14 protein-coding genes are annotated in these 12960 nt (G+C 57.4%); 5 read left to right on the top strand and 9 right to left on the bottom strand.

Going from position 1 to position 12960, the window contains the following annotated elements; genetic code table 11:
• Position 1: 1 nt before the first annotated feature.
• The 3 genes from MED193_RS05305 to MED193_RS05315 all read right to left on the bottom strand — a co-directional run bounded on the left by MED193_RS05305 (position 2) and on the right by MED193_RS05315 (position 2770).
• On the bottom strand, positions 2 to 1336 hold the full coding sequence (locus MED193_RS05305) for an NAD(P)-dependent oxidoreductase (protein ID WP_009808629.1): 1335 nt from the start codon (positions 1334 to 1336) through the stop codon (positions 2 to 4).
• Positions 1337 to 1702: 366 nt separating this feature from the next.
• Positions 1703 to 2101, bottom strand: coding sequence for a RidA family protein (locus MED193_RS05310; RefSeq protein WP_009808630.1), 399 nt, complete (start codon positions 2099 to 2101; stop codon positions 1703 to 1705).
• Positions 2102 to 2506: 405 nt separating this feature from the next.
• On the bottom strand, positions 2507 to 2770 hold the full coding sequence (locus MED193_RS05315) for a DUF2312 domain-containing protein (RefSeq protein WP_009808631.1): 264 nt from the start codon (positions 2768 to 2770) through the stop codon (positions 2507 to 2509).
• A gap of 297 nt (positions 2771 to 3067) precedes the next feature.
• Here MED193_RS05315 and MED193_RS05320 point away from each other — a divergent pair, with 297 nt between their 5' ends.
• Positions 3068 to 3286, top strand: coding sequence for a hypothetical protein (locus tag MED193_RS05320; protein ID WP_009808632.1), 219 nt, complete (start codon positions 3068 to 3070; stop codon positions 3284 to 3286).
• Positions 3287 to 3479: 193 nt separating this feature from the next.
• On the opposite strand, the gene MED193_RS05325 is transcribed toward MED193_RS05320, so the two are convergent.
• Positions 3480 to 3695 carry a hypothetical protein gene (locus tag MED193_RS05325; protein ID WP_009808633.1) on the bottom strand — a complete coding sequence of 72 codons (216 nt, stop codon included), beginning with the start codon at positions 3693 to 3695 and terminating at the stop codon, positions 3480 to 3482.
• Between the two features lie 384 nt (positions 3696 to 4079).
• Here MED193_RS05325 and MED193_RS05330 point away from each other — a divergent pair, with 384 nt between their 5' ends.
• The 4 genes from MED193_RS05330 (at position 4080) to MED193_RS05345 (ending at position 6425) form a co-directional block, all read left to right on the top strand.
• Positions 4080 to 4943 carry an MBL fold metallo-hydrolase gene (locus tag MED193_RS05330; RefSeq protein ID WP_009808634.1) on the top strand — a complete coding sequence of 288 codons (864 nt, stop codon included), beginning with the start codon at positions 4080 to 4082 and terminating at the stop codon, positions 4941 to 4943.
• 183 nt (positions 4944 to 5126) lie between these two features.
• Positions 5127 to 5555 carry a YeeE/YedE family protein gene (locus MED193_RS05335; protein ID WP_009808635.1) on the top strand — a complete coding sequence of 143 codons (429 nt, stop codon included), beginning with the start codon at positions 5127 to 5129 and terminating at the stop codon, positions 5553 to 5555.
• Positions 5555 to 5989: a DUF6691 family protein gene (locus MED193_RS05340; protein WP_009808636.1), complete on the top strand. Its 435-nt coding sequence runs from the start codon at positions 5555 to 5557 to the stop codon at positions 5987 to 5989. The genes MED193_RS05335 and MED193_RS05340 overlap by 1 nt, the downstream gene beginning before the upstream one ends.
• A gap of 10 nt (positions 5990 to 5999) precedes the next feature.
• Positions 6000 to 6425, top strand: a complete 426-nt coding sequence (locus MED193_RS05345) for a TIGR01244 family sulfur transferase (protein ID WP_009808637.1) — start codon at positions 6000 to 6002, stop codon at positions 6423 to 6425.
• 218 nt (positions 6426 to 6643) lie between these two features.
• On the opposite strand, the gene MED193_RS05350 is transcribed toward MED193_RS05345, so the two are convergent.
• The 5 genes from MED193_RS05350 to MED193_RS05370 form a co-directional block, all read right to left on the bottom strand.
• Positions 6644 to 7996 carry a FliM/FliN family flagellar motor C-terminal domain-containing protein gene (locus MED193_RS05350; RefSeq protein ID WP_009808638.1) on the bottom strand — a complete coding sequence of 451 codons (1353 nt, stop codon included), beginning with the start codon at positions 7994 to 7996 and terminating at the stop codon, positions 6644 to 6646.
• Positions 7997 to 8064: 68 nt separating this feature from the next.
• Positions 8065 to 10758 carry a sensor histidine kinase gene (locus MED193_RS05355; RefSeq protein ID WP_009808639.1) on the bottom strand — a complete coding sequence of 898 codons (2694 nt, stop codon included), beginning with the start codon at positions 10756 to 10758 and terminating at the stop codon, positions 8065 to 8067.
• The gene (locus tag MED193_RS05360) at positions 10758 to 11081 is read right to left on the bottom strand and encodes a hypothetical protein (RefSeq protein ID WP_009808640.1); all 324 of its coding nucleotides are present in this window, start codon (positions 11079 to 11081) and stop codon (positions 10758 to 10760) included. The genes MED193_RS05355 and MED193_RS05360 overlap by 1 nt, the downstream gene beginning before the upstream one ends.
• Before the next feature lie 31 nt (positions 11082 to 11112).
• Positions 11113 to 11526, bottom strand: a complete 414-nt coding sequence (locus MED193_RS05365) for a response regulator transcription factor (protein WP_009808641.1) — start codon at positions 11524 to 11526, stop codon at positions 11113 to 11115.
• Between the two features lie 95 nt (positions 11527 to 11621).
• The gene (locus MED193_RS05370) at positions 11622 to 12920 is read right to left on the bottom strand and encodes a helix-turn-helix domain-containing protein (protein ID WP_009808642.1); all 1299 of its coding nucleotides are present in this window, start codon (positions 12918 to 12920) and stop codon (positions 11622 to 11624) included.
• Positions 12921 to 12960 lie beyond the last annotated feature (40 nt).

Consider the following 12960-nt stretch of genomic DNA (forward strand, 5'->3'; position numbering starts at 1 on the left):
CTCAGCCCATCAGGCTCGCGTGAATATCCATTGCGGCGTCGCGGCCTTCAGCCACGGCGGTCACGGTGAGGTCTTCGCCACCTGAGGCGCAGTCGCCCCCAGCCCAAACGTTGGCCACCGAAGTCCGGCCTGTGGCATCAACCATGATCTTACCGCCCTCCAGCTCAACCGCCTCAGGCTGACCTTGCAGACTTTGACCGATAGCCTTGTAGACCTGCTCTGCCGCCAGACGCACTGTCTCACCGGTGCCACGCACCCGACCGTCTTCGACCTGAGTATATTCCAGCTCGATTTCAGCCGCGGCCCCATCGCCATGAATGGCCTTGGGCATCACGTTGAACATCAAGGTCACACCTTTAGAGGCCGCAAGATCCTGTTCGAACCGGCTGGCGCCCATTGCTTCACGGTCGCGACGGTAGGCGATTGTGACGTTCTCAGCGCCCAGAAGCTTGGACTGAACAGCCGCATCTACAGCCGTCATGCCGCCACCGATAACCACAACATTGCGACCTACAGGCAGCGCGCTCAGATCTTCCGCCTGGCGCAGCTCTTCGATGAAATCGACCGCATCGCGCACGCCGTCCATATCCTCACCGGCGGCACGCAGGGCATTCACCCCTGCCAGGCCAATGGACAGGAACACGGCGTCGTAATCAGCCTTCAGCCCATCGAGCGACAGATCGGCGCCCAGTTTCTTGCCGTAGTCCATAGTGATGCCGCCAATTTTCAACAGCCAGTCCACTTCGCGGGCTGCAAAATTCTCGGTGGATTTATAGGCAGCAATGCCAAATTCATTCAGACCACCGGCCTTGGATTTGGCGTCATAGACAACCACGTCATGGCCCAGCATGGCCAGACGGTGTGCCGCCGATAGACCCGCAGGACCGGCGCCAACAACGGCAACCTTTTTGCCAGTGCTTGCAGCACGGCTATAGGGATGCACATCTTTTTCCATCAATGTGTCCGTGGCAAAGCGCTGCAAACGGCCGATCTCAACCGGTTTACCTTCGGCGGCTTCGCGAACGCAGGCCTCCTCACAGAGGGTTTCCGTCGGGCAGACCCGGGCGCACATGCCGCCCAGAATGTTCTGGTCCAGAATGGTTTTGGCTGCCGAGGATGGATGGCCCGCCTGAATCTCGCGGATGAACTGCGGGATATCAATGCTGGTGGGGCATGCGGTCATACAGGGCGCATCATAGCAAAAATAGCAACGATCCGCGGCCACTGCGGCCTCATGTGCGTCATAAGCGGGGTGCAGATCCCCAAAATTGTCGGCGATATCTGCAGCGGCCAAACGCCCTGCCTGAATGCCTGATGCCTGATGGCTACTCGCCATTGGGTGTCTCCCTGACTCTGTTCTTCTTCGACTCAAAGACTGCCACAGTTTGATTTTTTATCAACTGGTAAAATTTTTAAAGTTGCAATTTTTTAGGGAAAGCCACTGACGACCACCTTCAAGCCGCTGAAATATATACAGATAAACAGCAGCTCATTTCTTGTGCAAAAGATCTGGCAACACGGCACCACACCAAAATTCCGCGATATCGACATCTGATGACGCGACCATGCTGCCCGTTCCGGCATGCCCAGCACCAAACAGCTCTCCCCCTGTGCACGCCCTCAGAAAGCCTCAACGCAGCACAAAAAAGGTCGGCGGTGCCTCCGCCGACCTCGTGGTCTCTGTTCAGTTTCAGGGCCTGTTTTAGCGCGGTAAAACTGCGGTTGCCTCAATCTCAATCTTGGCCTCGTCTTCCACCAGCGCCGAGACGACAACCATGGTCATCGCTGGAAAATGATACCCCATGACTGCGCGGTAGGCAGATCCGACCTCAGCCTGATGCGCCAGATACTCAGATTTATCTGTCACATACCAGGTGAGACGGGTGATATCACTTGCCTGCCCACCAGCGGTCTCGACCACATCGAGAATGTTGCGCAGCACCTGACTCATCTGTCCAATGAAGCCGTGTTCTTCAAAAACCTGGTCAGCATTCCAGCCAATCTGCCCCCCAACAAAGAGCAATTTTCCCTCTGCGACCATACCATTGGCATAGCCCTTGGCCGGTTTCCATCCTTCGGGATGTACAGAAATGGCAGGCATGGGGCTCTCCTTTGGGGCAGGTACAATCGAAAAACAGATGGCTGTAGCAGTTCATGGTTTCGTATCAGGTAGACCCAATGTATTTCAAGCTTAAAATTTATAAACCTGAAACAAAATCAACACGCAACTCGCCCCCCCCCTAGTCCGAAATCGCCAATGGCCCCGCTATAAGCAACGCCCCCAGCCAAAAGCTGCTGACACCGTGGCAGCAGCAAAATCCTCCTCTGTGTAAAACGGCCCAGCCCTTGGGCAGTAGCAGGCCAGATGATTGGCGCAAAAACCAAGAGCAAACAGAGGAAAGCCCTGTTTCCATCAAAGAAACAGGGCTTTCAGTAGTAACAGAAACAGTATTTATCCTAGCGCAGCCTGGGCAGTTGGCCCACCATACAGGGTAAGATCAGTGCCTCAGGTCATTCCCAAGGCTTCTTTGTACATCTCCAGTACCGCTTCCTGTTCGGCGATTTCATCCTTGTCGCGCTTGCGCAGACTGACGATCGCCCGCAGGGCCTTTTGATCATAGCCTCGCGATTTACTCTCGGCGTAGACCTCGCGGACCTGTTCGGCGATATCTTTCTTCTCAGCCTCAAGCCGCTCGATACGTTCAACGAACTGGCGCAGCTCGCCTGCGGTTACCTTGTAGGAGTCGCTGGCTTCTTCATGATCTGTCATGGGTGCCTCATTCTACTGCTGTCATGAGATATGGATTTGAGCAAGGGGATAGCCGCAGAGACGCGCCATCGCAAGCAAGGAAACCGCAGGCTGCAACTTCTCGCCGCTCAAAACCGGTCACACAGCTGCAGTAAGCCTGCGAAAGCTCAGGTCCAAATGGCAGAGTTGAAAGCCAAGCACCTAATCCCCCCTACTCCCGCCACTGCCTGTCTGGCGCTCTTGAGAGGGCCTGTGGCTTGTGTCCACGCGGGTAATCCGGTAACCGCACAGCGACGCAAATGATGCAGGAGCCGCACCATGTTTGAAATTCTCGTCTGGGCCGGAGCAGCCCTGTCGGTTGCTGGGCTCTTGGGCCTGGTGTGGTGTATCCTGCACGTGGTGCGCGCGCGCGGCAAAAACCTGAGCGATGAAGAACTACGCGCAGTTGTGCAAAAAGTTCTGCCCTTTAATCTAGGCGCGCTGTTCCTGTCGGTTATTGGCCTGATGCTGGTCATGGTGGGCATCTTCCTGGGCTAAGCGTCAAGGATAGCCCCAAACACCTATCCCACCAGGCTGCCCCACCAAGACTGGCCTGCTAGAGCACAGTCGGCCCAAAATTTCCTTGAGAATTTCCTGGCCGACACCATCTCTCAACACGCGTCCGCTCAACACGCGTCGGCAGCTCAATCAAAGCAGCCTGGCAATTGCGCAAAAGCCTCTCAGGACCGGCCTAAACAGGCATATTGTCGAACTGGCGCTCTGCAGCCTCCTCAGAAAGCTCTGAATCCAGTTGCTGCAAACGACGCGGCACAGAAGTCCCTTCCCCGCGCAAGTCGCTTAGAAGGTGTGCAAACTTCGGCCGCAGTGACAGCCGGTCCTTGACCGGGCCGCGGCGAATTTCATTTGCCAACTGTTCTGCTTTGTCCAGCAATTCGCTATTCGGCATTCTTCATCTCCTCCAGATTATCGCAGCGATAGTGATCGCCGATGGCAGCTACAATGCCATCCTCCCTTAGCGCCCCCGCAGGTATGGCGATCTCAGCCGCCACCCAGAAAGGGCTAAGGCAGTGTAAACAGGCAGAGCCGATAAAAGGTCAGAAAAACCCGTCAAAAGTTCCTCCCCCTCGGCTTAACGCCTCAAACTTAAGCCGCTGCTCAATTCCTGTCCTTGCGGCAGGTCAAAAAAACCGCAAAATCAACTCTACTGCCCCTCTTGGACCCCATAAACAGACCGGTCGGTGGACTATTTTCACAACACAGCTACCGCAGCACTTGAAACATATTCCTCATTTTGTATATATCTACTACAACGAAAGGGAGTGCCCAGAATATGAACCCCACCGTCAAAGCATTTTTCGACGAGGCCACCAATACTGTGTCCTACGTTCTGCGGGAGCCAGATGGGTCTGCCTGTGCTGTGGTTGATTCCGTACTGGACTTTGATCATGCCTCAGGGCGCACCGATACTGCCTCTGCGGATGAGATCATCGCCTGGATCAAAGCCGAGGGGCTGAGCTGTGAATGGATCTTGGAAAGCCACGTCCATGCGGATCATTTATCGGCGGCCCCCTACCTGCAGGAGCGCCTGGGGGGCAAGATCGGCATTGGAGCCAATATCACTGTCGTTCAGGACACCTTTGGCAAGATCTTTAACGAAGGCACAGAATTTCAACGTGACGGCAGCCAGTTCGATGCATTGTTCAAGGAAGGCGACAGCTTTTCGATTGGGCAGCTACAGGGCAATGTCATGCATACGCCGGGGCATACGCCGGCCTGCCTCACCTATGTGATTGGCGATGCGGCCTTTGTCGGCGACACCCTGTTTATGCCCGATTTTGGTACCGCTCGCTGCGACTTCCCCGGGGGCTCCTCCGAGGTTCTGTATCAATCGATCCAAAAGATCCTGAGCCTACCAGACGAGACGCGCATCTTTGTGGGCCACGACTATAAGGCGCCGGGGCGGGATGACTACGCCTGGGAAACCACGGTTGGAGAGCAGAAAGCTCTGAATGTGCACATCGGCGAAGGGCGTCCGATGGAGGAATTCACCTCAATGCGGGATGCCCGCGACGCCACCTTGGCAGTGCCACGCCTGATCTTACCCTCATTGCAGGTCAATATGCGGGCGGGACAAATGCCTGAGCCCGACGAACAGGGCGATGTCTTTCTGAAACTGCCGATCAACAAGATCTGAGCGGCGCCACAACATAGGCTCGACATGGGCCGGACATAGGCCCGAAGGCTGGGAAATGGTGTCGATCAGGCCCGCTTTCAACAGCGGGCTGCGGGCACAGACTTGCCTGCACAACGGATTTGTATGGCCGGTGCTCTCTTGTCCCAGAGCCCTCATCACTCACTTAAAAAAGGAACGCGCGAAATGGAAACAGATTGGATCTGGGGGCTCGTCGGAGGCGGCCTCATCGGGCTAGGAGGCGCTGTCTTCCTGTTGGGAAACGGCCGCATCATGGGGGCCAGCGGCATCCTGGGCGGCCTGATCGATGGCTCAGGCCAAAGCAACATGGCAGAGCGGCTGGTGTTTTTGATCGGTGTGCTTGTAACGCCCATGCTGCTGTTGCCGCTCTATGACGGTGGCGTCGACACCCACCTGACAAGCAATACTGCGGTGATCATTGCGGCAGGTCTGCTGGTCGGTATTGGCACCAGAATTGCCAACGGTTGCACCTCAGGTCATGGGGTCTGCGGTATTTCCCGCCTATCACTGCGCGGCATAGTAGCCACTGTCTTCTACATCCTGGCCGGCGGCCTCACCATCGCCCTGTTCCGCCACGTATTGGGAGTAATCTGATGCAGCGTTTGTTTCTCGCTTTGCTCTCTGGCGGTTTGTTTGGCGCCGGGTTGTTTGTGTCGGGCATGACCGATACCACCAAGGTACAAGGTTGGCTTGATGTCTTTGGCAATTGGGACCCCACGCTCGCCTTTGTCATGGGCGGCGCCATTGTGCCGATGTTTATCGCCTGGCGCCTGACCGCAGGTCGCCGCCCCCTGGTTGGCGGTGAATTTCCTGCCGCACCGCGTCCCGAAATGGATCATAGGCTGATCACCGGATCGGTGCTGTTTGGCATGGGCTGGGGGCTGGCAGGGCTTTGCCCTGGACCGGCGATTGCTTCGCTGTCGTATAATGGCGCTGGTGGGCTGATCTTCATGGGTGCGATGCTAGCGGGCATGGGCGCTGCACCATTTTTTGGGCGGCAACTGGACGGTCTGGCGGCAAAGGTTTAAAGACACCACCATGGATGCACGTGTGATAACCCCCCGCTACGCCGTCTCGCCGCAAATCTCGGCTGAAGACATGCCCAAAATCGTTGCTGACGGCTACAAGACGGTGATTTGCAATCGCCCGGATTCCGAAGTACCTCCCAGCCATCAAGCCGCCGCTATACGCAGCGCGGCAGAGGCTGCTGGGCTGGTCTTTCGCGAATTGCCCCTCACACATCAAACCATGACACCAGAAAATGTGGCGCAACAGCGGGCCTACTATGAGGATTGCCCAGGTCCGGTTCTTGCGTATTGCGCCTCTGGCACCCGCTCTTCAATCATTTGGTCGCTGGGAATGGCCAGTGAAATGAGCACAGACGAGATTTTGCAAAGAACCAGTGCAGCGGGCTACCAACTGGAAGGGCTTCGCACGGCTTTGGACTCGATTGCCAACGGCTAAATCTGTTTTTTCGTCAAGTGATTGGCCGAAGGTGAGCCACTGTTTTAGCAAAAACCAATGGCTTCCAGGTCGGTAGTTAACGCACCGGCTCCACCAGAATACGGTGGGGCCGGTTTGCCTTTTGAGCCCCTTCGGATCCGCCGAAAGACAAACGGCGCCAAACGCGCCGTCCTCAAAACAATCCAAAGAGATTTTGCGAAAACACTCCGCGCCCGCCATCAAAGGCCTGGCGCCGCGTCCCCTTCTAGCCCTGCAAGTTTGGATATCTCTGCGGCAGCATCATCCGGGTTGAACGGATCCATTCCGTCGCCGAGGCCCGCAAACTCACCCATCGGGGCAGCTGCCAAATCAGCGCCGAGGTCTGCTCCCAGATCTCCGCCAAGGTCGCCACCTAGGCCACCGCCCAGGTCTCCACCTAAGTCGCCTCCCAGGCCACCGCCAAGGTCCGCTCCCAAATCGGCCCCAAGCTCTGCCCCTAGATCGCCAAGATCATCTGCCATGCCATCCATGGCAAGCCCACCTGCCGGAGCCCCAAAGCCCATTGGATCATCCAACGGGTCCTGCAGATCCTGCGCTGCAATCCCAAGATCCAGAGCGGCAGGCTCTTCGATCATTGGCAGAGCGGGTGGTTGATCCGAGCTGATGCTGTCAGCGAACCCATCTCCCATCTGATCCGAGGCCGCCTGTGGGCGCCCTATGGTCAAGCGCACCGCGCGTGCACCGTTCAACTGCCCAAGGCGCCCTTTGGAAATGGAGCGACCGCCAATATCAATCAAATCGGTTTCATATAAAAAGGCCTGATCCAGTGGCAGAACTTCGCCCACTTTCCAAGCAGAAAACTCGTTAAGAGGCACCCGCACCTTGCACAGGATCGCCGATAGCTCGGCCCGCATGGCCCCCATACCGCCAGCCAGTGAAGAACCGGCCTTGGCCCCGCTCAACCCAAGCTCTTCTAATGTTGGTTCAGGTAGGATAAGCTTCAGCTCGCCTTGCATTGCACCAACGGCCAGATCCACGGTCAGGGAGATCAGGCGATAATCTTCGCCCTCCAACCCAAGGATCAGCGAACGCACGTCCTCGATCTGGGCCCCGTAGCGATAGCCAGAAAATATGAGCTGGTCTTTTTCGCCCTGCAAGAGAGCATGCACCTTGGCAAACGACTTCTCCAAAAACTCTGCCGTCATGGCCGCATCGGTGGGCGTATAGTTTCGCTCTGCGGGGGCTTTGCCCATGATCTGGCCGATGGTCTGTTTCTGGATCAACGCCGTCACCAGAGCCGCATCCATTGTCGCCGCCCCAAGACGCCCGTTAGGGCCATCCAGAACAACGAGAAGATCCTTATCCGACAGATCGTCAACAAGGTCTTCGGGCACACGGTTGACCTGGCGCGCCGCTAAAACGGCAAGTGGCAGATCGCATTGTTCCGAAGCCGCGCGCGCGAGCGACCGGCGCAGGGCTTTGAGGGTGAACGACCCCTTTTGAGCCGCGCCACTCTCCTTTGACGCCGCAAGCTTACGCGCGAGTCCACCAGACCCGCTGCTACCAGCTTGCTGTTTTTGCTCTTCAGACATCAGCCATCAACCTGCACGTTTTGCGCTCCCTTTGGAATTGTCTTAACGACCGTTCGTTACCAAGATCTTTATAACCCAGTCTCAAGTGAGATTTTCCGCTCAATTGGCAGCGAAATTCTGAAACTGCCGCCCTTCTGCCCAGACAGATAGGAAATATCACCATTTAGGCGCTGCATAATCTCGCGGCAGATCGCCAGCCCAAGCCCGGCACCCCCTGCGCGCTCTGGGCTAACACGCGAAAATTTCTCGAAAATCAACTGCTGGTGGTCCGCAGGAACACCGCTGCCATTATCGATAAAATCGACCCAGATCTCACCTAGGCTGCGCCTCACCTGAATGGTTAATTCTGCCGCGTCAGCGTCGCAATACTTCTGCGCATTGGCGATAAGATTGATAAAGACCTGTGCCAGCCGATCCAAATCTGAAGAGATCCTGATATCCTCAGATTTTGGGTCCCTGTGCACCTGGATAGGGTGGTCAGATCCCGCCAAAGCAGTGGAAACCGCATGGTCCAGCACCTCGTTAAGGGTGCCTGCGGACATGTTCAAACTCACCTGACCACTTTCTAGAACGCTCAAATCCAGCAGGTCATTCAGCAGCCGGGTCAAGCGCAGGGCTTCATCGTGTATGATCGTCGCATAGCGCCTTTTCTCAACCAGAGGCATATCACTGTCATCGCGTAGGATCTCGGAAAAGGCCCGAATGGACGTCATCGGAGTGCGCAACTCGTGGCTCACCTGGCTGAGGAAAGCATCTTTTTGCTGAGAAATTTGCGTCAGCTTCTCATTTGAAACCCGCAATTGCCGCGCTGTGCGCGAAAGCTCCGCGGACTGTTCTTCTAACTGGTTGGAATACTCCAGCATCTGCGCAGTTTCATCCGCCACCGCCAGCAAATCCTGCACGGAAACCGAAGACCCGCCAACAATCTGTCCAATCATTGCATGCGCCGCCGCCGCGCCAATAGAGGCCCCAAGTTCCCGTTCCAACCTTTCCAGGAAGGCCGGTGTTGGCTCTGGCAGAGTGCCCCGCCCCCCCTGGCGCGCCAATTCGCGCTGGAAGAAAGCCTGAGCCTCACTGGCCCCCAAGATCCTTTGCGACATCACCATCAAATCTTCGCTTTGGGCGACAGATCCGGTCCACCCCCGTGGGCCAGAGGAATGTTCAAACACATTCACAAATTGCGCCCCCTGGAGACGCTCGATCGGGCTGGGGAAGGTCATCAGGGAGACCAGGCAAAACACCACCGCATTGAGGCTCATGGACCAAAGCACCGCATGCACGGTTGAATCCAGCCCTTCGATGCCAAACAGCGCCTGTGGGCGTAGCCAGGACAGACCAAACAGGCCTTCGGCCAACACGTGATCTGGGAGTAGTCCACCGCCCAGGGCTGGCAGCAACATTGTATAGACCCAAATGGCAAAGCCCACAGAGAGCCCGCTCAGCGCCCCCGTCCGGGTGGCGCCACGCCAGAACAAACCGCCGACAAGGGCTGGCAACATCTGAGAAATTCCGGCAAAGGAGATCAGCCCCACAGCCGCCAGAGCCGCCCCCCCACCAGAGAGTTTATAATAGAAATACCCCAGCCCCAGAATGACCGCGATGGAAATTCGGCGCGCATAAAGAACCACATTGCGTACATCCCCCGAGACCGAGGCGCCCTCACCGCCCTGCATATGCAGCCAGATCGGCATCACCATGTGGTTTGAGACCATGGTCGACAGCGCCATGGCCGCAACGATCACCATGGATGTGGCCGAAGAAAACCCGCCCAAGAAAGACAACATGGCCAGACCTTGCTGTCCCTGCGACAGCGGCACGGTCAAAACAAACAGGTCCGGGTTGGAGCCGACAGGCAACAGCTCCAGCCCAATGGCGGCGATCGGCACCACAAACATCGAGATCAGCAGCAGATAGAGCGGAAAGGCCCAGGCCGCGACCCGGAGATGACGCTCGTCTTCGTTTTCCACCACCATGACCTGAAACATCCGGGGCAGGCAGACAAAGGCCGCCGCCGATAGGAAGGTGATGGTGGCCCAACGCCCGCCATCAACCCGCCAATCGCCGATCCGCGAGGCATCAATCCGCGCCAGCGTTTCTGTGACACCATCCGACAGCCCCCAGACCACAAAGACACCAACCGCGAGCAAGGCCACGAGTTTGACCACGGCTTCCAGGGCGACTGCCGTCACCACGCCGTGATGGCGCTCATTTGCGTTGAGATTACGGGTGCCAAACAGGATGGCAAAGATGGCCAGCCCTGCCGTCACCCAGAACACCGTGGTGGTCTCGTGATAGCTGCGCAGAGGGTCAGCCTCAGCAAAGATTGCAAAAGACAGGGTAATAGATTGTAATTGTAGTGAAATATATGGGGTTATCCCAATAACAGCCAACACCGTGACCCCAATGGCCAGCGCATTGGATTTTCCGTAACGCGCCGACAAAAGGTCCGCGATGGACGTCACCCGCTGGCTGCGCCCAACCCGTACCAGCTTACGCAGCCCCCACCACCAGCCAATCATCACCAGGGTTGGCCCCAGGTAGATGGTCAGAAACTCAAGACCAGAGCGCGCCGCATAGCCGACCGCACCGTAGAAGGTCCAGGCGGTACAATAGATTGACAAAGACAGCGTATAGATCAGCGGCGAGCGCATCCAGGTCGCGCTCTGCCCGCGCGCAGCGCGACGGTCGGCCAGAAAGGCGACCAGAAACAACAAGGCCACATAACCCAGACACACCAGCGCCAAGACATTCAGCGAAGCCATCAGCTACGTTCGTCCTGAGGGCCACCCTCGGTCCAGTGCCCAGCCCAAAGCCGCACTGCCACGCCGAAAGCAAAGCTCAGCGCAATCAGCCCCCCCCAGACTACAAAAATATAGGTAATCGCCGCCGAGGTCGCCATGCCGGCCTGATTGCCAGGGGCAGGATATGGATCAGGATTCGGCCACATCAAAGGCACGGTAAACAACAAAGCGCCCAAAATTGGCAGCAAGCGGGCGATATCCATCAAACGACGGCGCCGATAGGTACGCCGCTCCACAAAGGGACTGTTTGGCTCATCCTGGCGCCCGGCCCCATCGGCGCGCATTACAACAGGTCCGCCGGACAGAAAACCCCGCTCACGAGGCCGCGCTCTGGCTCGCCGCCGTCGGGGCCACCTGATAGGCCTGCGCATGAAGATCGCGCACAGCAGTGAGCACTTCAGAATTAGAAAAGGGTTTGGTCATAAACCGGGTCACGCCAGCCTTTTCCGCCATTTCACGGTCTTTTAACTGTCCCCGCGCGGTGAGCATCAGAACTGGCAGGGATTGCATTCCCTCCACCAGACGAAGCTCCTGGATCACTTCAAGGCCACTTTTACCTGGCAGCATGAGATCCAGAATAACCAGATCTGGTCTGGCGGCTTGAATCACTTCAACCGCATCGCCACCATTGCCATGCACATCCACGGACCAATCGTCCCTAGTCAACAAAAACCGGATGGCCTCTGCGATATTGGGCTCATCTTCAATCAAAACGACATGTCTGCTCATTGGCAGATATTCCTCCCAGCGTGGCTGTTTTAGGCAAACTGCCCCAAGGCCACGTCCTCATCCCCGCTTAGACTAGCCCTGCCGACCCTTGACTGTCAAAACTCTTCCTTCAAGATCGAGGGTTCGCGGCGCGCTTCGCAGGTCCTGCGCGGGCAGATCCGGCAGCTGCTCCCCACCGGCTGCGCCCCTGGGGGCACCTCACTCTGTGGCAGGATCAGCATCACGGCGTGATACAGCGGGTCGCGATCAAAGGAGCTGGGCACATGGTTCCAGGCCACAGCCAGGCATTCAAACCCAAAAGTACTGCGCCCCTGCTGGACCACAGTGCGGCGCAGCGGTACGTCAGGACGTTGCAAGGCTGTATAGACAGGCCAAAGCGGGCAAGAGGCACCAAAACGCGGCAACGCAAATCCCCCCACCGGTTTGCGAAACAAGATAGACCCGGAAGCATCACAGACAACCAGCCCCGCCTCCTGACCCAGCACATCCACCGGCAAAACGCCCAGTCGGCGCAGCACCACAGGCAGGGTGACATTAAACCGCAGCGCCAGGGCTGTCGGATCCATGCCCTCGGACTGAATGATCTGCGCCACCTCCTTAAACGGCATTTGCCGCGCATCGCTCTGGTACTGTTCCAAGGCGCTGCGCGCGATCATCCGGGCCGAGTCGCTCACCAGCTGAGGTGCCGCCGCAATCAATTCCTCAGGGGTACACTTCTCCTGCTCCAGGTCAGGAAAATGATAGCCATGAAATAAAAAGAACTCCTCGGCCTCTTCCTGAGGCACGCCACGGCGCTCGGCGCTGCTATCGCTTTCGTCGAGAAAATTCACCAGCGCCCGGCTGCTTTCAGCCAAGCGTCGCGAATCCTCATTCAGGTTATTGTGAAAACGGTCGCGCCATTCCTGCTCCAGCTCTCCGGTTTCCGCCAGAATAGACGCGGTGGAGCGGATCGCTGCCGCCGTCGACAGCACCTCATGCAGCGAGGCCGCCAGATGGGGATCATGGGTCAAACGGTCCGACAGCGTTTCAACTGTCTGCTCCAGCCGCGAAATGCGCTGGTGATTGCTGGCCAAAACCTCCGCCCAGCCCGGAAACCGCCCTGCAAATTCATCCGTCCGATCCAACTCTGCAACCTGAGGGCCTGCATCAGCGGCTGCCTCGCGTAGGGATGCGATCAGCGCCGCCTCAGCACCCTCGGTCAGCATGGAGGGCTCCACACCCAGGACCTGCGCCAGGGCCACCAGGAGTTTGCCACCGATTCTGCGGCGATTGTGTTCAATCAAATTGAGGTATGAGGCAGAGATTCCGGCCTTGCGCGCCAGCTCTGCCTGTCTGATACCCAGGATCAAACGGCGTTCCCGAATACGGCTGCCTGTCAGCGTGTCGCGCGCCATGAGTTGCCTCCCTGTCAAAACCTCACCTTTTCAACGGCTT

Origin of the sequence: Roseobacter sp. MED193 (genome assembly GCF_000152965.1) — a bacterium.
In the GTDB taxonomy this organism is placed as follows: domain Bacteria; phylum Pseudomonadota; class Alphaproteobacteria; order Rhodobacterales; family Rhodobacteraceae; genus Pseudophaeobacter.

What these genes read in the sequence shown, in the direction of transcription:
- MED193_RS05340 (WP_009808636.1), top strand. Translation starts at nt 5,555, where the DNA reads ATGCAGCGTTTGTTTCTCGCTTTGCTCTCTGGCGGTTTGTTTGGCGCC.
- MED193_RS05335 (WP_009808635.1), top strand. Translation starts at nt 5,127, where the DNA reads ATGGAAACAGATTGGATCTGGGGGCTCGTCGGAGGCGGCCTCATCGGG.
- MED193_RS05310 (WP_009808630.1), bottom strand. Translation starts at nt 2,101, where the DNA reads ATGCCTGCCATTTCTGTACATCCCGAAGGATGGAAACCGGCCAAGGGC.
- MED193_RS05360 (WP_009808640.1), bottom strand. Translation starts at nt 11,081, where the DNA reads ATGCGCGCCGATGGGGCCGGGCGCCAGGATGAGCCAAACAGTCCCTTT.
- MED193_RS05370 (WP_009808642.1), bottom strand. Translation starts at nt 12,920, where the DNA reads ATGGCGCGCGACACGCTGACAGGCAGCCGTATTCGGGAACGCCGTTTG.
- MED193_RS05325 (WP_009808633.1), bottom strand. Translation starts at nt 3,695, where the DNA reads ATGCCGAATAGCGAATTGCTGGACAAAGCAGAACAGTTGGCAAATGAA.
- MED193_RS05320 (WP_009808632.1), top strand. Translation starts at nt 3,068, where the DNA reads ATGTTTGAAATTCTCGTCTGGGCCGGAGCAGCCCTGTCGGTTGCTGGG.
- MED193_RS05350 (WP_009808638.1), bottom strand. Translation starts at nt 7,996, where the DNA reads ATGTCTGAAGAGCAAAAACAGCAAGCTGGTAGCAGCGGGTCTGGTGGA.
- MED193_RS05305 (WP_009808629.1), bottom strand. Translation starts at nt 1,336, where the DNA reads ATGGCGAGTAGCCATCAGGCATCAGGCATTCAGGCAGGGCGTTTGGCC.
- MED193_RS05355 (WP_009808639.1), bottom strand. Translation starts at nt 10,758, where the DNA reads ATGGCTTCGCTGAATGTCTTGGCGCTGGTGTGTCTGGGTTATGTGGCC.
- MED193_RS05365 (WP_009808641.1), bottom strand. Translation starts at nt 11,526, where the DNA reads ATGAGCAGACATGTCGTTTTGATTGAAGATGAGCCCAATATCGCAGAG.
- MED193_RS05315 (WP_009808631.1), bottom strand. Translation starts at nt 2,770, where the DNA reads ATGACAGATCATGAAGAAGCCAGCGACTCCTACAAGGTAACCGCAGGC.
- MED193_RS05330 (WP_009808634.1), top strand. Translation starts at nt 4,080, where the DNA reads ATGAACCCCACCGTCAAAGCATTTTTCGACGAGGCCACCAATACTGTG.
- MED193_RS05345 (WP_009808637.1), top strand. Translation starts at nt 6,000, where the DNA reads ATGGATGCACGTGTGATAACCCCCCGCTACGCCGTCTCGCCGCAAATC.